2 protein-coding genes (1 of these 2 running past the window's edge) are annotated in these 19,689 nt (G+C 76.6%); both read right to left on the reverse strand.

What is annotated here, in order from left to right; genetic code table 11:
- Positions 1-7,146, reverse strand: coding sequence for an amino acid adenylation domain-containing protein (locus ACZ6EJ_RS08365; RefSeq protein WP_469265393.1), 7,146 nt, complete (start codon positions 7,144-7,146; stop codon positions 1-3).
- On the reverse strand, positions 7,146-19,689 hold the 3' portion of the coding sequence (locus ACZ6EJ_RS08370; protein ID WP_469265394.1) for an amino acid adenylation domain-containing protein. Its footprint extends 3,131 nt past the window's final position; only the last 12,544 of its 15,675 coding nucleotides appear in the window; its start codon lies off the right edge, out of view — the gene reads right to left on this strand; it ends in the stop codon at positions 7,146-7,148. Before ACZ6EJ_RS08370 ends, ACZ6EJ_RS08365 begins: the two co-directional genes overlap by 1 nt.

Consider the following 19,689-nt stretch of genomic DNA (forward strand, 5'->3'; position numbering starts at 1 on the left):
TCATACCTCTCGTTTCCTCGTGGAGGCTCCCCGCAGGGAGTCCAGGTGGCGGGTCAGGACGCGGCCGACTTCGGCGGCCGACGCCGGTTCGGTGAGCATGGACATGTGGGCGGCGTCGAGCCGGTGCACCTCGACGCCCCCGCCGGTGTGCGCCTGCCAGGCCCCGGGGTCGAGGCTCCGGGTGCGTTCCGCGGTCATCAGGACGATTCCGCAGTCCACACGGCCGGGGGAGAAGGAGCGCATGAGCCGGACGTTGTTGACGTAGACGTCCTTGGCCGCCGTCAGCTCGCCGTCGTCGAGGTGGCCCAGCGAGCTGTCCACCCCGCGCAGGTGGGCGCGGAACCGCTCCAGGGGGAAGCGCCCCTCGCGCAGTTCGGCCTCCTCCCAGGCGAACCCCGCGTCCCGCAGGTTGGCCGCGACGATCTCGGCCTCCGAGTCCCCGGCCCGCGGTCCTTCGGGGTCCGCGGTGCGGTGGGGAGGATAGGCGTCCAGCATCGCGAGCAGGTCCACCCGCTCCCCCGCGCGCTCCAGCAGTCCCGCCGCGGTGTGCGCCACGTGCGCCCCCAGCGACCAGCCGAGGAACCGGTAGGGGCCGTGCGGCTGGACGCGGCGGACGAGCCGGACGTAGTCGTCGGCCATCTCCTCGACGCTGCCCGGCAGTCCGGCGCCGTGGGCGGGCGTGCGGGCCTGCAGGGCGTGGAGCGGGACGTCCGCGGGGAGCCGTGGCAGGAGGCTCGCGTACGCCCAGCCCAGGCCGACGGCCGGGTGGACGCAGAACAGGGGCGGCTGGTCGCCCCGGCCCCGCAGGGTGAGCAGGGGCGCGGGGGCGCGGCGCTCGGCGCCCCGGCCGATGCGGGCGGCCAGGGCGGCCGGGGTCGGCGCCTCGAACAGGTCCCGTGCGGCCAGGGGCACGCCGAGGCGCTCACGGACCCGTGCGACCAGCCGGACGGCGAGCAGCGAGTGCCCCCCGTGTTCGAAGAAGCCGTCGTCGGCGCCGACCGACGCGCGCTCCAGCACCTCGGCGAAGACCTCGCACAGGGCGGACTCCCGCTCGTCGCGCGGCGGCCGGCCCGTCTCGTCGTCGAGCGGCCGCGGTGCGGGCAGGGCGTCCCGGTCGAGCTTGCCGTTGGCGGTGGTCGGCAGGGCGTCCAGCACCAGGAAGGCGGCGGGCACCATGTAGGGCGGCAGGAGGGCGTTGAGGTGTGCGCGCAGGTGGGCCGCGGTGGGGCGGGGCGGGCCGTCGGCCGGTACCGCGTAGGCCACCAGCGCCCGTCCGCCCGGCCCGTCCTCCCGCAGGACGACCGCGGCCTCCCGCACGGCGGGGTGCTCGGTGAGCCGGGCCCGGATCTCGCCGGGCTCGACGCGGAAGCCGCGCAGCTTGATCTGCTCGTCGGCGCGGCCCATGTGGTGGACGCGGCCCTCCCGGTCCCGGCGCGCCAGGTCGCCGGTGCGGTACATCCGCTCCCCCGGCTCTCCGAACGGGCAGCCGACGTACCGGGTCGCGGTGAGCGCCGGGCGGCCGCCGTAGCCGCGGGCCAGTGACGCGCCGGCCAGGTACAGCTCGCCGGTCACGCCGGGCGGGAGGGGGCGCAGCCGGTCGTCGAGGACGTAGGCCCTGGTGTTGGGCACGGGGGCGCCGATGGCGGGCGGCGGGCCGCCGGGGGCCAGCGCCTCGCTGGTCAGGGTGACCGCGGTGGTCTCGGTGGGGCCGTAGATGTTGAGCATCCGCCGGCCGGGGGCCCAGCGGTCCACGAGGGGGGCGGTGACCGCCTCGCCGCCGACGACGAGGCAGCGCAGGTCCTCCAGCCCCCGCGGGTCGAGGCCGCTCAGCACCGCCGGGGGGACGAAGGCGTGGCTGATGCGGTGTTCGGCCAGCATCCCGGCGAGGGGTTCCCCGGCGAGGAGGGGCCCGTCGGGCAGGACGAGGGTCCCCCCGGTGGTGAGGGCCATGAGCAGTTCCAGCACGGCGCCGTCGAAGGACGGGGAGGCGAGTTGCAGCACGCGGCTGCCGGGTTCCACCGGATACCGCTCGCGCTGCGCCGCGGCCAGGGACAGCAGGCCGCGGTGTTCGGTCACCACGCCCTTGGGGCGTCCCGTGGAGCCGGAGGTGTAGACGACGTACGCGGCGTTGCCGGCGGTGAGGGGGGCGTTGCGGTCGCCGTCGGCGAGGTCGGTGGCGTGCTCCCCGGCCGGTTCGTCGTCGGGGACGAGGAGTGGGACGCCGGCGATCTCCTGGCGTCCCGCCGCGTTCGGGCGGGCTGCCAGGACCAGGGCGCAGGCGCTGTCGCGCAGCATGAAGGCGATGCGCTGCTCGGGGTGGCCGGGGTCCACCGGTACGGCGGCGGCGCCGGCCTTGGCGATGGCCAGCAGGGCGGTGATCTGCCCGAGGGAGCGCGGCATGAGCGTGGCGACGCGGTCCTCGGGACGGATGCCGCGCCGTACCAGCGCTCTGGCCAACCGGTTGGCGCGGGCGTTGAGTTCGGCGTACGTCAGGTGGTGGCCGGCGTGTTCGAGGGCTGTGGCGTGCGGGGTGCGGGCGGCCTGCTCCTGGAACATCCGCGGCAGGGTGGCGACCAGGCCCGCGCGCCGGGTGTCGTTCCACGCGGCGACCACCGTGTGCCGTTCGCCGGCCCCGAGGAGTTCCGGTGCGCCGATGGCGTCGGCCGGCTTCGCCGCCCAGATCGCCAGCATCCGGCCGAAGCGTTCCAGCAGGCTCTGGGCGGTCTCCCGGTCGAAGAGGTCGGCGCTGTACTCGAGGGCGGTCTCGATGCCGGTGGGCTGCCCGTCCTCCCCGTGGTTCTCCAGGAAGGTGAACATCAGGTCGAACTTGGAGCGGGCGGTCTCCACCTGGTGCGGTGTGACGGTGAGTCCGGGGGGCTGGCCGCCCTGGCGGCCCATCTGCTCCTCGGTGTTGTTGCAGGACAGGGCGACCTGGAAGAGGGGGTGCCGGCCGAGGGAGCGGGTCGGGCTCAGGCGCTCCACCAACTGCTCGAAGGGCAGGTCCTGGTGGGCGTAGGCGGCCAGCGCGGTCTCGCGGACCCGGCCGACGAGCTCGGTGAACGTGGGGTCGCCGGAGGTGTCGGTCCGCAGGACCAGGGTGCTGACGAAGAATCCGACCAGTTCCTCCACCGCTTCGTCGGTGCGTCCGGCGACGGGGGCGCCGATGGGGATGTCCTCCCCGGCGCCCATGCGGGTGAGGAAGGCGGCGACGGCGGCCTGGACGACCATGAACACGCTGGCCCGGCAGGTGCGGGCCAGGTCGGCCACGGCGGAGTGGACCGTCGCGGGGAGCGTCAGCCAGACCTGGCCTCCGGTGCGGGTGGGGCGGGCCGGGCGCGGCCGGTCGGCGGGCAGTCGGAGCTCTTGCGGGAGGCCGGCCAACTGCTTCTCCCAGTAGGCCAGTTGGGCGACAGCTGGGCTGGCGGGGTCCGCGGGGTCGCCGAGGTAGCGCCGCTGCCACAGGGCGTAGTCCGCGTACTGCACCGGCAGCGGCCGCCACTGCGGGGCCCGGCCGGCGCGGCGCGCGGTGTAGGCGGTGAACAGGTCGCGCAGGAGCCGTCTGCCCGACCAGCCGTCGCTGGCGATGTGGTGGAGCACCAGGACGAGGACCCGGCTGCGCGGGCCGCTCTCCAGCAGCCAGGCGCGCATCGGCGGTTCGCACTCCAGGTCGAAGCGGTGGGCCGCCAGTCCGGCGAGGGTGCGGTCCACCTCCTGCGCTGCGACCGGGAGGACGGTGAGGGCCCCGGCCGCCCGCCGGGCCGGGAGCACCTTCTGGCAGGGGCCCTCGGCGCCTTCGGGGAAGACGGTGCGCAGCGTCTCGTGCCGTTCGACCACGTCGTGCAGCGCGGCCTCCAGCGCCGGGACGTCGAGGTCGCCGTCGAGCCGCAGGGCCCGGTGGATGTTGTACGTGGCGTCGGGGCCGGTGAGCCGGTGCATGATCCACAGCCGCTGCTGGGCGTAGGAGAGCGGGACGTGCACCGGTCGTGGTGCGGGCGCCACCGGGGGGCGCCTGCCGTCGTGGGAGTCCAGCAGTGCGGACAGGGAGCGCACCGTGGGGTGTTCGAAGAGGCGGCGCACCGGCATCTCCGCGTCCAGGGCCGCCCGCACCCTGCTGGCCAGGCGGGTGGCCAGCAGGGAGTGGCCGCCCAGGGCGAAGAAGTCGTCGTCGATGGAGACCCGCGGGCGCCGCAGCACGTCGGCGAAGATGCCGCACAGGATCTCCTCGCGGGGGGAGCGGGGCGCTCCCCCCGCCGAAGCGCCCGTGGCGGAGGGCTCCGGCAGCGCGGCCCGGTCGATCTTGCCGTGGGGGGTGACGGGCAGCTCGGGCAGTTCCACCAGGTGCGCGGGGACCATGTAGGGCGGCAGGGTCCGGCGCAGGTGCTCCAGGATCCCCTCGACGGGCAGGGGGCCCCGGTCGTCCCCCTCCTCGACGGGGACGGCGTAGGCGACCAGTCGGGCGTCGCCGGGCGTGTCCTCCCGCAGCACCACCGCGGCGCGGCGGACGGCGGGGTGGGCGGCCAGCGCCGCCTCCACCTCGCCGGGCTCCACGCGGAAGCCGCGCAGGCTGATCTGGTCGTCCACCCTGCCCAGGTACTCCAGCAGGCCGTCCTCCCTCCAGCGGACGAGGTCGCCGGTGCGGTACATCCGCTCGCCGTCGGCGAAGGGGCAGGCGACGAAGCGTTCGGCGGTCCTGCCCGGATCGCGGAGGTAGCCGCGGGCCAGGCCGGCCCCGGCGACGTACAGCTCGCCCGGAACGCCGACCGGCACCGGGGCCAGGCCGGGGCCCAGGACGAACAGGCGGGTGTTCCACAGCGGCCGGCCGATGGGGACGGGCCCGTCCCCGACCGGGTCGCGGGGGGCGATGCGGTGCTCGGAGCAGTTCACGGTCGTCTCGGTGGGCCCGTAGACGTTGTAGACGGTGACGTCGGGGTGGTCGGCGCGCCAGGGCCGCAGGTGGCGGCCGGTGAGCTGTTCCCCGCCGAAGGTGATCGCCCCGGTCGGGCTGACCTCGCGCGGCAGCCCTTCGAGGACGGGCAGGTGGCTGGGGGTGACCTTCACGAAGTCCGGGGGCGCCTCGCCGGGGCGCAGGACCGGTTCGTCGTCCAGGGAGGCGAGGCGGACCGTGCCGCCGCTGATCAGCGGGACGTACAGGGCGCCGACGGTGAGGTCGAAGGAGACCGGCGAGTGCACCAGGGAGCGTCCGTCGGACGGGTACTGGTCCGAGGCGCGCAGCAGGTAGCCGACGAGGGAGCGGTGGGTGGCGACCACGCCCTTGGGGCGCCCGGTGGACCCGGAGGTGTAGATGGCGTACGCGGCGTTCTGCGGGCCTGCGGGGGCGAGGAGTTCGCCCGCGTCCAGGGGGCCGCCGGGCAGCGCGTCGAGGGCGGCCGCGGTACTGGGGGCGTCCAGGACCAGCAGCGGGAGCCCGGCCGGCAGCCGGTCGGCCAGGTCGGCTGTGGTGACGGTGAGGACGGGGTCGGCCTCCCGCAGCAGCCGGGCCACCCGGTCGGCCGGGTGGGCGGGGTCGACCGGGACGTAGGCGGCCCCCGTCCGCCACACCGCGAGCGCGGTCTCGACCAGTTCGGGCGAGCGCGGCAGCGCGAGGGCGACGAACCGCTCGGCCCGCGCCCCGTGCCGGACCAGCAGGCGGGCCAGCCGGCCGGAGCGGTCGGCGAGTCCGGCGTAGTCGACGCGGCGCTCGGCCGTCTCCACGGCGATCCGGTCGGGGGTGCGGGCCGCCTGCCGGAGGAACAGCTCGGTGGCGGTGGTGTCCTCGACCTCGCGCGCGGTGTCGTTGAACTTCTCCAGGACCAGGGCGCGTTCGGTCGCGTCGAGGACGTCGAGCCGGCCCAGGGGCAGGTCCGGGGCGGCCAGGAAGGCGTCGACGAGCCGCAGCAGGCGGTCGCGCAGGGCGGCCGCCAGGTGCGGCGCGACCGCGCTGGGCCGGTGGCCCAGGCGGAAGCGCATCGGCGGTCCGGGGGAGGCGAGGAGGCCGAGGGGGTAGTGCATGGCGTCGCGCATCCTGGACGCCACCACCCGCACCCCTCCGCGCGCCTCGGCGGACGGGTCGGAGGGCTCGTCGGCGGGGCCGTCCGGGTAGTTCTCGAACGCCATCACCGAGTCGAACAGCTCGCCCCGGCCGGCCAGGCGCTGGATGTCGGCCAGCCGCAGGTGCTGGTGGTCCAGCAGCGCGCTCTGCTCGCGCTGCAACCGCCGCAGGAAGGCGATCAGGGGTTCCCCGACGGGCATCCGGGCCCGCAGCGGGACCGTGTTGGCGAACAGGCCGATCATGGACTCGACGCCGTCCAGCTCCGGCGGGCGGCCGGAGACGACCACCCCGTACACCACGTCCTGGCCGCCGGTGGTGCGGGCCAGGGTCAGGGCCCACAATCCCTGCACGACCGTGTTGAGCGTGAGCCCGGCGCCCCGCGCGGCCGCGGTCAGACCGGCGGAGGCGGCCTCGGACAGGGCGAAGTCGAGCCACTGCGGCGCCTCCGCGGCCCGGTCCGCCCGCGGGGCGACGAGGGTGGGGGCCTCCAGGCCCGCCAGGGCCCCGCGCCAGGCGTCCCGCGCCGCCTCCCGGTCACGGCTCTCCACCCAGGCGAGGTAGTCCCGGTAGCGGCGCACCGGCGGCAGGGCGGAGGCGTCGCCGCCGGTGCGGTAGAGCAGCATCAGCTCGCGCAGCAGCATCGGCATCGACCAGCCGTCCAGCAGGATGTGGTGGTTGGTGAGGGCGAAGCGGTGGCGGTCGTGCGCCGTGCGCAGCAGCAGGAACCGCACCAGCGGCGGCTTGGAGGGCCGGAAACGGCGCCAGCGGTGCTCCTCCAGCCGCCGGGCCGCCTCCGCGTCCGGGTCGCCGGCCGTGCGCAGGTCGGCCTCCTCCCAGGGCAGCTCGACCTCCCGGGGGACGAACTGCACCGGGTCCTTCAGGGCGCGGGTCGCGAAGCCGGCCCGCAGGTTGTCGTGGCGGCGCAGCAGGGCCTCGGCGGCCGCGCGCAGCGCCGCGACGTCCAGCGGTCCGCGCAGCTCGACCTCGGTCTGGACGGTGTAGACGTCGACGGCCTCGTCCCCGACGTACTCGCTGTGGAAGAGGAGGCCTTCCTGGAGCGGGGAGAGGGGCAGGACGTCCTGTAGGGATCGGCGCATCAGTCGGCCTTCCACTCTGCTTCGAGCTGGTCGAGTTCGGCGTCGGAGAGTTCGACCAGGGGGGCCGGTTCCGACAGGGGCGGGGGGCCGGCCGGGGGCGGCTCGGCGGAGGCGAGGTCCTCCAGCTCGCGGAACCAGAGTCCGGCCAGTTCGCGGATGTCCTGCTCCCGGTGGAGCCGGCCGGCCCAGGACCAGGTGGCGATCAGACGGGGGCCGTGCGGCCCCTCGGCGGCGACCGCGGTGATCTCGATCTCGTGGGCAAGGGGGAGCCCGGCGGGCTGGCCGGCGAGCCCGCTGCCCACCGGCGACCAGTTCGGGGACGGGTCGGTCCCGTCCCGGTCGCCGTTCGAACCGCCGAACCGGCCCAGGTAGTTGAAGCCGAAGCGGGGGGCGGGCAGGGAGGCGAGCCGCCGGCGTGTGCGCGGGTTGAGGTAGCGCAGGAGGCCGTAGCCCAGCCCGGCGTCCGGCGCCCGGTCGAGGATCGCGCCCAGCGCCCGCAGTGCGCCGGCCCCGTCGTCCTCGGGCCTGGGGGCGGGCACCCGGACCGGGTGCGCGGCGGTGAACCAGCCGACCGTGCGGGAGAGGTCCGCTCCGGGGACGACGCCCTCCTCGCGGCCGTGCCCCTCCAGGTCCACCGTGACGCCGTCCGCCCCCTCCGCCGGCCTCCAGCGCCGCACGGCGGCGGCGAACGTCCCGAGCAGGACTTCGGTGACCCCGACGCCCAGCGCGGCGGGCACCGGGCCGAGCACGGCGCGGGTGGCGGCGGCCGGGAGGGTGAGGGAGAGGGCCTCCTCGGTGCTCCGGTCGTCCAGGGCGGGGTCGAGGCGGCCGGTCTCCCAGGGCCGCGCCGACTGCTCCTCCCAGTGGGCGCACCGCTCGGCGCGGCGCGGGTCGGCGGCCAGCTCCGCCAGGCGCTGGGCCCAGATCCGCAGGGGGGTGCCCACGGGGTCGAGCCGCGGCTCCCGGCCCTCGGCCAGGGCCTGCCACGCACGGGCGAGGTCGGCGGTGAGGATGCGCCAGGAGACGCCGTCCACGACGAGGTGGTGGGCGACGAGCGCGAGGTGTCCCGGCTCCCGCGGCCCACGGTCGAACCAGAGCGCGCGCAGGACGCAGCCCTTCTGCGGGGCGAGCCGGTCGCGGGCCGCGGCGCAGCGCGTCCGCACCAGCCGGTCCAGCCCCTCCTGCGGGACGCCTGCCGCGTCCACCCGCTCCAGTACGGTGGCCGCGTCCACGGCGCCCGCCTCGGCGATCTCCATCAGCCAGTGGTCTTCGGCCGGTTCGGCCCGCATCCGCAGCGCGTCGTGGTGGTCCAGCAGCGCCTGGAGGGCGCCGGTCACGACGGCCCCGTCGGCCTCGGCGGGGACGCGCAGCAGTACGGACTGGTTGTACCCGTCGACCGCGCCGCCCAGTTCGGCCAGCCAGGAGCTGATCGGGGTCGGCGCCACCGGCCCGGTCCCCCGGCCGCCGAGCACCTCGGTCGTCGGGGAACCGGGGCGCGAGCGGGCAGCGAGGGCGGCGGGCGTGCGCTGCTCGAAGACGTCGCGGACGGTCATCCGGCCGCCCGCCCCGCGCACCCGGCCGACGAGCTGGATGGAGCCGATGCTGTCGCCGCCGAGGGCGAAGAAGTCGTCGTCGGCCCCCACCTCCGTGACCCCCAGCACCTCGCGGAACGCCTCGCGGAGCACGCCTTCCCACGCGTCGCGCGGCGGCCTGTGCCCGTGCGGGGCGGGCGCCGGCTCCGGCGGCTGGGGCAGCGCCCGGTGGTCGAGCTTGCCCCCGGGGGCCAGCGGCAGGGCGTCCAGCCGGACGAACGCGGCGGGGACCATGTACCGGGGCAGCCGGGACGTGAGCGCCTCCCGGAGCGCGTCCGGGTCGAACCGCTCCGGCGGGGCCGCGACGTAGGCGACGAGGCGTTCGCCGCGCAGGACGACGGCGGCCTGGCCGACCTCCGGGCGCTCCAGCAGGGCGGACTCGATCTCGCCCGGTTCGACGCGGAAGCCGCGCACCTTCACCTGGCCGTCGCGGCGGCCGAGGTACTCCAGGTTCCCGTCGGGCCGCCAGCGGGCGAGGTCGCCGGTGCGGTACATCCGCTCCCCCGGCTCCCCGTAGGGGCAGGCGGTGAACCGCTCGGCGGTCATCCCCGGCCGGCCCAGATAGCCGCGGGCCAGCCCGACGCCGCTGACGTACAGCTCGCCGGGGACGCCCGCGGGCACCGGGCGCAGGCGCCCGTCCAGGACGAACAGCCGGTGCCCCGCCAGGGGGCGTCCGATCGGCACGGTGTCCGGGGGGAGCGCGTCGCCCGGTTCCAGGACGAAGTCCGCGCAGCTCACGGTGGCCTCGGTGGGGCCGTAGTCGTTGTAGACGCGCATGTCCGGGTGCGCCTGGCGCAACCGGGCCAGGCGGGCCGCGGTCAGTTGCTCGCCCCCGACGACCAGGTCGGCCGCGGGGGCGGCCCAGGAGGCGATCGTGTCCAGGAAGGCGAGGTGGGAGGGGGTGACCTTGAGCAGGTCGGGGCGGGCCGGGGCGTCCTGCTCCGGTGTGTCCAGGTCCGCCACCACGATGCAGCCGCCGGCGATCAGCGGGGTGAACAGGGTGGTCACCGTGAGGTCGAAGGCCGGGGATCCGTGCAGCAGCGCGGTCTTCGCGGCTCCCCGGTACCGGGCGGCCGAGCGGACCAGGAAGGCGGCGAGGGAGCGCTGTTCGACCACGACGCCCTTGGGCGTGCCGGTGGACCCGGAGGTGTAGACGACGTAGGCAGGGTCGTGGCTGGTGGCCGGTGCGCGGCGTTCGGCGTCGGTGCAGTCGCCTCCGTCGAGCCCGGCGAGCGCCGCCTCGGTGGCCGGGGCGTCGAGGAGGACCGCGGGGACGGCCCCGGCCGGGAGGGCGTCCTGCGTCCCGGCGACGGCGAGGACGAGCACCGGGCGGGCGTCGTCCAGCATGTGGGCGATCCGCTCGGCGGGCAGCTCGGTGTCCAGGGGGACGTAGGCGGCGCCCGCCTTCTGGACCGCCACCAGGGCGGTGATCAGCTCGGGGCCGCGCGGCAGCAGCACCGCGACGGTGTCCTCGGGGCCCGCTCCGCGAGCGGCGAGGAGCCGGGCCAGCCGGTTGGCCCGGTCGTTCAGCTCGGCGTAGGACACCTCCCGGCCGCCGTCGCGGACGGCCGGGGCGCGCGGGGTGCGGGCTGCCTGCGCCTCGAAGAGGTCCGGGAAGCGGGCGCCGTCCGCGGGCGCGGCGACCGGTCCGGGATCGGGCTCGCTCCACGCGCCCTCCAGGAGCGCGCGTTCGCCCGGCAGCAGGATGTCGATCTCGTCGAGCGCGGCGCCGGGCGCGGCCACCGCGGCCTCCAGCACCCGGCCGAACCGCTCCACCAGGTGCTCGGCGGTCGTGCGGTCGAACAGGTCGGTGCTGTACTCCAGCACCCCGCGCAGTCCGGCGGGGCCGCCGTCGTGGGCGCGGGTCTCGGTGAGCGCGAAGGTGAGGTCGAACTTCGACGTGGTGACGCCGAGCCGCTGACCGCCCACGGTCAGCCCGTCCAGTTCCGGCGCGGCCTCGCGGGCGCGGGCCGTCTCGGCCGTGTCGTAGTTCAGCGAGACCTGGAAGAGCGGGTGGCGGGCCAGCGAGCGTTCGGGGTCGCGGAGCTCCACCAGGCGTTCGAAGGGGAGGTCCTGGTGCGCGTAGGCCGCCAGGTCGGCGGCCCGCACCCGCTCCAGCAGCTCCCCGAAGGTCGGATCGCCGGAGGTGTCCGCACGCAGCACCAGCGTGTTCACGAAGAACCCCACCAGGTCCTCCAACGCGTCGTCCACCCGCCCCGCCACCGGCGAACCGATCGGCACGTCCGTCCCCGCGCCCAACCGCGTCAGCAGCGCCGCCAACGCCGCGTGCACCACCATGAACGGCGTCGCCCGGTACTCCCGCGCCAACTCCGCCACCCGCCCGTGCACCCGCGGCGGGATCAGGATGGGCACGCTGTCGCCCCGGTGGGTGGGGACGGCGGGGCGGGGCCGGTCGGCGGGCAGGGCCAGCTCCTCGGGGGAGCCCGCCAGCGCGTCCTGCCAGTAGGCGAGTTGGGCGGACAGTTCGCTGCCTGCCTCCCCCTCGTCCCCCAGCCGGTCCTGCTGCCACAGGGCGTAGTCGGCGTAGGCGACCGGCAGCGGCGCAAGGGCCGGGGGCCGGCCCGCCCGGCGGGCGGCGTAGGCCGCGGCCAGATCGGCGATCAGCGGCCGCTGCGACCAGGCGTCGGTGGCGATGTGGTGCATGACCAGCAGCAGGGTGTGCTCGTCGGGCGCCGTGGTGAACAGGTGGGCGCGCAGCGGCGGTTCGGCGTCCAGCCGGAACGCGTGGTCGGCCGCCTCGCGCAGGAGGCGGGCCAGTCCGTCCTCGTCGGTGGGGACGGGCCCGGTGAGCGGGGCGGGGCGGTCGGCGGCCAGGACGACCTGGTGCGGGCCGTGCTCGTCCTCGGCGAAGACGGTGCGCAGGCTCTCGTGCCGGGCGACCACGTCCCCCAGCGCGGCCCGCAGCGCCGCTGCGTCCAGCGGACCGGTCAGCCGCAGCGCCAGCGGGACGTTGTAGGTGGCGCTCGGCCCCTCCAGTTGCTGGACGAACCACAGGCGGCGCTGGGCGTAGGAGAGCGGCAGCCGTTCGGGGCGCGGGTCGGCGGGGCGCAGCCGGGGTCCGACCGCGCCCGCCGCGGAGAGCGCGGCGGCCAGGCCGGCGACGGTCGGCGTCTCGAAGACCTCGCGGACGCCGAGTTCGACGCCGAGGGTGCTGCGGACGCGGGCGACCAGCCGGGTGGCGAGCAGGGAGTGCCCGCCCAGGGCGAAGAAGTCGTCGTCCACGCCGATTCCGGACGCGCCCAGCACCTCGGCGAAGAGCCCGCACAGGATCTCCTCGCGCGGGCCGCGCGGCGCCCGGCCGGAACCCCGGCCGGATGCCGCCTCGGGCGCGGGGAGCGCGGCCCGGTCCAGCTTGCCGTTCGCGGTCAGCGGCAGCCCGCCGTCCAGCACCACCAGCGCCGAGGGGACCATGTACTCGGGCAGCACCGCCCGTACGGCGGCGGCCACGGCCTTCTCGTCGAGGACGCCCGGCCCGGCGGCCGGTACGAGGTAGCCGACCAGGCGGGCGGAGCCGGCGGGGTCGGGGCGCACGGCCGCGGCGGCCCGGCCGACGCCGGGGGCCTGGGCCAGGGCCCTTTCGACCTCGCCCAGTTCGATCCTGAACCCCCGGACCTTGACCTGGTCGTCGGTCCTGCCCAGGTGCTCCAGGCTTCCGTCGGGCCGCCAGCGGGCGAGGTCGCCGGTGCGGTACATCCGCTCCCCCGGCTCCCCGTAGGGGCAGGCGGTGAACCGCTCGGCGGTCATCCCCGGCCGGCCCAGATAGCCGCGCGCCAGCCCGGCCCCGGCCAGGTACAGCTCGCCCGGCACCCCGTCGGGCACGGGCCGCAGCGCGGCGTCCAGCACGTAGGCGGCGGTGCGGGCGATCGGCGCCCCGGTCGGCACGGCGCCGCCGTGCGCCTCCAGGGTCTCGGCGGTGATGGTCGCGGCGGTGGACCAGACGGTGGTCTCCGTCGGCCCGTACAGGTTGAGCAGGCGACCGCCCGACGGGGCGCGGCCGGGCTCCAGGAGGGCGCGGGCCAGGGCGGGGGGCAGCGCCTCGCCGCCCACCAGCACGCGCAGGGGGGTGAGGTCGAGGCCGCCGTCCACGGCCATGGCGTGCCACCAGCCGGGGGTGGCCTGGATCACCGTCACGCCCTCGCGGGCGCACAGCGCCCGCACGGCCGCGGGGTCGCGCTGGGCGGCGGCGTCGGCCAGGACGACCGTGCCGCCGGTGAGCAGCGGGGCGAAGATCTCCAGGACGGCGATGTCGAAGGAGACCGTGGTGACCGCCAGCAGCCGGTCCTCGGGCCCCAGTCCGAGCCGTTCGGTCATGTCGGCGAGGAAGTTCGCCACGGCCGACCGGGTCACCATGACGCCCTTGGGGCGGCCGGTGGAGCCGGAGGTGTAGATGGTGTACGCCAGCTCCTCCCCCCGCTCCCGCCGCCGTGCGCCGTCGGCCGGTGCGGCGGCGGCCAGGCGTGCGGCGGTGGCCGGGTCGTCCAGGACGAGCAGCGGCGCGGGCGCCGGCGGGAGGGCCCCCGCGAGGCCGGCGGTGGTGATGACGCAGCCGGGCGCGGAGTCGGCGAGGATGTCCGCCAGGCGGTCCTTCGGGTGGTCGGGGTCCAGCGGCAGGTAGTGCAGGCCCGCCTTCCAGACGGCGAGCAGGGCCACCGGCAGCAGCGCGCCGCGCGGCAGGGCGACGGCGACCGGTCCGCCGCGCCCGGCGGCGGTCTCGGACAGCAGTGCGGCGAGTCGGTCGGCCCGTGCGTCGAGTTCGGCGTAGTCGATCCGCTCCCCGTCCGCGACCAGGGCTGTGGACCGGGGGGTCCGGGCGGCCTGGGCCTCGAAGCGCCGCAGCGGGGAGGCGTCGGGCCGGGCGCGGGCCGTGTCGTTGCGCCGGACGAGGACGTCGTGCAGCTCGGCGTCGCTCAGGAGGGGGATGCGGCTGAGCGGGGTGCGGGGCTCCGCGACCGCCGCGTCGAGCAGCCTGAGGTAGTGCTCGGCCATCCTCCGGGCCGTGGTCTCGTCGTACAGGTCGGTGCTGTACTCCAGGACGCCCCGCATCCCGGCCGCCGTGCCGTCGGCCGCCCGGTCCTCGTTGAAGGACAGCGACAGGTCGAACTTGGCCGCCGCGATCTCCACCGTCTCGGGCCGGACCAGGACGTCCGAGGCCCGGTCGGCGGGTCCTTCGTCGGGCGCCGCGCCGTTGTTGAAGGCCAGCAGGACCTGGAAGAGCGGGTGGCGGACCAGCGAGCGCGCCGGGTTGAGCACTTCCACCAGGCGTTCGAAGGGGAGGTCCTGGTGCGCGTAGGCCGCCAGGTCGGCGGCCCGCACCCGCTCCAGCAGCTCCCCGAAGGTCGGATCGCCGGAGGTGTCCGCACGCAGCACCAGCGTGTTCACGAAGAACCCCACCAGGTCCTCCAACGCGTCGTCCACCCGGCCCGCCACCGGCGAACCGATCGGCACGTCCGTCCCCGCGCCCGACCGCGTCAGCAGCGCCGCCAACGCCGCGTGCACCACCATGAACGGCGTCGCCCGGTACTCCCGCGCCAACTCCGCCACCCGCCCGTGCACCCGCGGCGGGACGGTGAAGGCGACGCGGCCGCCCCGGTACGAGGGGGTGGCGGGGCGGGGCCGGTCGGCGGCCGGCGCCGCCTCCTGCGGCAGTCCGTCCAGGGTCTGGCGCCAGTAGCGCAGTTGCGCGGCGATCGCGCTGTCCGGGTCGTCCTCGGAGCCCAGCTCCTCGTGCTGCCACAGGGTGTAGTCGGCGTACTGCACGGGCAGTCCGGGCAGGTCGGGGGCGGCGCCGCGGCGGCGGGCCGCGTAGGCGGACGCCAGGTCGCGCACCAGGGGGCGCACCGACCAGCCGTCCATGGCGATGTGGTGGACGGCCAGCAGCAGGACGTGGGTGCGCTCGTCGAGGACGAAGAGGCGGGCGTGCACCGGCGGCGCCTGGGCGAGGTCGAAGGGGCGGGCGGCCTCGGCCTCCAGGTCGGCCCGCAGGCGGTCCTCGGTGGTGGGGACCGTCTTCAGGCCGGGCTCGGCGGCCCGGGGCTCGAGGACGATCTGGTGCGGGCCGTGCTCGTCCTCGGCGAAGACGGTGCGCAGGCTCTCGTGCCGGGCGACCACGTCCCCCAGCGCGGCCCGCAGCGCCGCTGCGTCCAGCGGACCGGTCAGCCGCAGCGCCAGCGGGATGGTGTAGGTGGCGCTCGGCCCCTCGATCTGGTGGAGGAACCACAGGCGGCGCTGGGCGTAGGAGAGCGGGAGGCGTCCGGGGCGCGGGACCGCCGGGCGCACCGCGCCGGGGCCGCGTCCGGGGCCGTCGAGCTGGGCGGCCAGCCGGGCGACCGTGGGGGCCTCGAAGAGGGCGTCGATGGCCACGTCCACGTCGAGCAGGGCCCTGATCCGGCTGATCACGACGATGGCCAGCAGGGAGTGGCCGCCCAGGGCGAAGAAGTCGTCGTCCACGCCGACCGCGGGGACGCCCAGCACCTCGGCGAAGAGCCCGCACAGGATCTCCTCGCGCGGGCCGCGCGGTGCGCGGCCCTCGGTGCGGGCCGGTGCGGCCTCCGGCGCGGGCAGCGCGCCGCGGTCGACCTTGCCGTTCACCGTCAGCGGCAGCCCGTCCTCCAGCACCACCAGCGCCGAGGGGACCATGTACTCGGGCAGCGCCGCCCGCACCGCGTCCGACACCGCCTCCTCGTCGAGCGGGCCGTTCCCGGCGGCCGGTACGAGGTAGCCGACCAGGCGCTGGTCGCCCGGCTGGTCCTCGCGCAGGACCACCACCGCGCTCCGGACGGCGGGGCTGCTCTCCAGGGCGCGGGCGACCTCCGCGGTCTCGATGCGGAACCCGCGCAGTTTGACCTGGTCGTCGCTTCGGCCGACGTATTCCAGTTGGCCGTCGGCGCGCCAGCGCACCAGGTCGCCGGTGCGGTACATCCGCTCCCCCGGCTCCCCGAACGGGCAGGCCACGAACCGTTCGGCGGTCAGGGCGTGCTGCCCGAGGTAGCCGCGGGCCACCCCCGCGCCCGAGACGTACAGTTCGCCGACCGCGCCCCCGGCGGGGACCGGTTGCAGGCCGGGGCCGAGCACGTGGACCCGTACCCCGGCGAAGGGGCGGCCGATGGGCACCGGGCCGTCGCCGACCGGTTCCCCCTTCGGCAGCAGGTACTCGGTGCAGTTGACCGTGAGCTCCGTCGGCCCGTAGGCGTTGACGACCCGGGCGGCGGGGTTCCGCTCGAGCCAGGGGCGCAGCCGCCCGCCGGTCAGCGCCTCGCCGCCGAGGATCAGGGTGCCCCCGTCCGCCAGGACGCCGGGCAGCTCGCCCAGCAGGGGAAGGTGGGAGGGCGTCGCCTTGACCAGGGTGGCCCCGGCGGCGCGGGCGGACTCGTCGAGTTCGCCCAGGCGCACGGCGCCGCCGGCGGCGAGCGGGGTGAGCAGGGTGGTGACGGTGAGGTCGAAGGCGATCGAGGTGTGGGCCAGCGAGGTCCCGGCCGCGTCGGGGTGGCGGCGGCGCGCGCCGCTGACGTACGCGCTCAGGGCGCCGTGGTCGATCACGACGCCCTTGGGGCGGCCGGTGGAGCCGGAGGTGTAGAGGGCGTACGCGGCTCCGCCGGGCGTCAGGGGGCGTATCCGCTCGGCGTCGGTCGGGGCGTGGGCCCCGCGTGCGGCGAGGGCGGCCGGGTCCACGGGGAGCACCGCAGCCCCCGTCTCCCGCGCGGGACCGCTCCCGCTGCCCGTCGGGGCCACCACGAGGGCGGGGCGGCAGTCCGCCAGGACCGTGCGGAGGCGTTCGGCCGGCCACTGCTCGTCCAGGGGGACGTAGGCGGCGCCCGCCTTGAGGACGCCGAGCAGGACGGCGAGGACTTCGGGGCGTCGGGGGGCCAGCACGCCGATGTGGACCTCGGCGCCGCCGACGGCCTCGGCGCGGTCGGCCAGCCACCGGGCGACGCCGTTGGCCTGCCGGTCCAGCTCGGCGTAGGTGAGGGCGCCGTCGGGCGAGAGGACCGCCGGGGCGTCGGGGGTGCGGGCGGCCTGCTCCTCGAACAGCTCGACGTAGGTGCGCGGGGCGTCCTCCGGCGCGCCGCCGGCGCCCCACTCCAGCAGCCGGGCGCGCTCCTCGGCCCCGAGCAGGTCGAGGGCGCCGGCGGGGGCGGAGGGGCGGTCGACGGCCTCGGTGAGGGCGGCGATCACCCTGGCGCCCAGGGCGCGGGCCCAGTCCTCGTCGAAGAGGTCGGGGCGGTAGTCGATGCGGACGGTCAGCTCGGTCCCGCGCATGGCCCCGACCAGGGTGAGCGGGTAGTGGTTGCGGCTGTAACTGGCCGTGCCCGAGGCGCGGAAGGGCGCCTGCCGGGCCGTGATCTCTGCCGGGTAGTTCTCGAACACCATGGTGGTGTCGAAGAGTTCGGGCAGGCCGCTCCAGCGGTGCAGGGTGGTGAGCGGGACGTGCTGGTGCTCCAGGAGATCGAGCTGTTCCCTCTCCAGCCGCCGGACGAGTTCCATGAGCGGTTCGGCCGGGCGGAGGCGGACGCGCAGCGGGATCTTGTTCACCAACATGCCGACCAGCTCCTCGGCGCCGGGGAGTTCCGCCGGGCGGCCGGAGACGGTGATGCCGAAGGTGACGTCCGAGCGGCCGGTCTCCTGGGCGAGGACGAGCGCCCAGACGGCCTGGACGACGGAGTTGAGGGTGACCCCGGCCTCGCGGGCGCGGGTCCGCAGTCGCGCGGAGACCTCTTCGGGCAGGGCCAGCCGCACCGACTCCGGGACCTCTCCGACGCGCGGCGCGCCGGGGGCGAGGAGGGTCGGCCCGTCCGTGTCCGCCAGCGCCCGCGTCCACGCCTCCCGCGCCGCCGCGAGGTCGCGTCCGGCCAGCCAGTCGGCGTGCAGGCGGTGGCCGGGGGCCGGGGGCAGCGGGGCGCCGCCGTAGAGGGCGAGCAGTTCGCGCAGCAGGATGGGGATGGACCAGCCGTCCACGATCGTGTGGTGGGTGGTGATCACGAACTGGTACTGCTCGGGGGCGGTGCGGGCCAGGAGGAAGCGGACGAGCGGCGGGCGGGTGAGGTCGAACCGCTCGGTGCGTTCGGCCGCGGCCAGTTCCTCCAGCCGCCGCTGGGCGGACCCGGCGTGCGGGGCGCGCAGGTCGTGGAAGCGCCACGGCAGCTCCACCGACCGGGCCACGGCCTGCACCCACTGGCCCGACTCCCGCTGGTGGAAGCCCGTCCGCAGGCTGGTGTGGCGGGCGAGCAGGGCGGCCGCGGCCGCCCTCAGGGCGTCCTGGTCGATCTCGCCGTCGAGGCGGAAGGCGAGCTGCCCGACGTAGACGTCCAGGGCGCGCCGGTCGTACACGCTGTGGAAGAGCAGGCCCTCCTGGAGGGGGGCGACCGGCAGGACGTCCTCCAGGGCGGCGCCGCAGCGGCTCTCGAGCTGTTCGATCTCCGCCTGGCCGAGGCCGGGGACGGCCACGTCGGAGGGGGTGAGGCCGCCCGCTCCGGCGGCGGTGGCGTGGCCGACGACGGCGTGCAGGGCCAGCGTCCAGGAGCGGGTGAGGCGGCGCACCTCCTCCTCCGTGAGCAGGCCGGTGGCGTAGGTCCACCGGGTGATCAGCCGGGGCCCGTCCGGGCCCTCGGCGGTGACGACGTTGACCTCGATCTCGTGGTCGAGCGGGGTGTCCGGGTGCTGGCCCGCCGGACCGCTGCCGAGCAGCGGCCAACTGTCCTCGGCGGCGCCCTGCTCGGCGGCGAACCGGCCGAGGTAGTTGAAGCCGAAGCGTGCTCGGGCGCCGTCGCGGAGGAGGGGGGCGGTGTCGGGGTTCAGGTGGCGCAGCAGCCCGTATCCCAGCCCTCCGTCGGGGACGGCGCGCAGTTGTTCCTTGATCCGCTTGATCGCGTCGCCGACGGCCGGTCCGCGCTCGGCGAGGTCGGCGGCGGTGACCTTTCCGGCGGTGAGCCGTACGGGGTGGACGGTGGTGAACCAGCCGACCGTGCGGGACAGGTCGGCCCCCGGCACCAGTTCCTCGGCCCGGCCGTGGCCCTCCAGGTCCACCAGGACCGGTTCGCCCTCCCGGCCCCGCCAGTGGGCGACGGCGAGGGCGAGGGCGGTCAGCAGCAGGTCGTTCACCCCGGCGCGGAAGGCCGCCGGGGCGGGGCCCAGCAGGGCGGTGGTGAGGGATGCGGGCAGTTCGCCGGTGAGGACGGCGGAGGTGGCCGCGGTGTCCCGGACCCGGTCCAGCGGCCGGCCGCCCGGCGCGGGACCGTCGTCGGCGAGCGTGGCCGCCCAGTGGTCCAGTTGGGCGGTGACCGCCGGGTCGGCGGCCCGTTCGGTGAGCCGGGCGGCCCAGGTGCGCAGCGAGGTGCCCGTACGGGGCAGTGCGGGGCGGCCGCCGGCGCGCAGCGCCCGCCAGGCCTCGCGCAGGTCGCCGAGCAGGATGCGCCAGGAGACGCCGTCGACGGCGAGGTGGTGGATCACCAGCACGAGCCGGCCCGGCTCGTCGCCGCGGTCGAACCAGACGGCGGCGACGACGGCCCCGGCGAGGGGGTCGAGGGATTCCCGTGCGGTGACGGCCTCGGCCGCCTGGGCGCGCGCCAGTTCCTCGTCGGACATCCCGCTCGCGTCGATCCGGCGCAGGCGGCGTTCGGCCGCGACCGTGCCGGCCTCCGCCACCCGCAGGTCCCACAGGCGGCCGGGGTCGGCCGCCGGGGCGGCGTGCAGGCGCAGCGCGTCGTGCCGGTCCAGCAGGGCCTGGAGCGCGTCGCGCACGTCGTCGGGTGCGGCGTCCGGCGGGGAGGCGAGGACGACCGACTGGTTGTACCCGTGGACCGGACCGCCGGCCGCGAGGGTCTCGACGACCACGGGGAGCGGCGGCAGCGGTCCGACGGCGAGGGCGGCGTCCTCGTCGTGGGCGGCGCCGGTCCGGCGGGCGGCGGCGGCCAGGGCCGCGGGGGTCCGCAGCTCG

This window comes from Streptomyces sp. NPDC041970 (assembly GCF_055588985.1).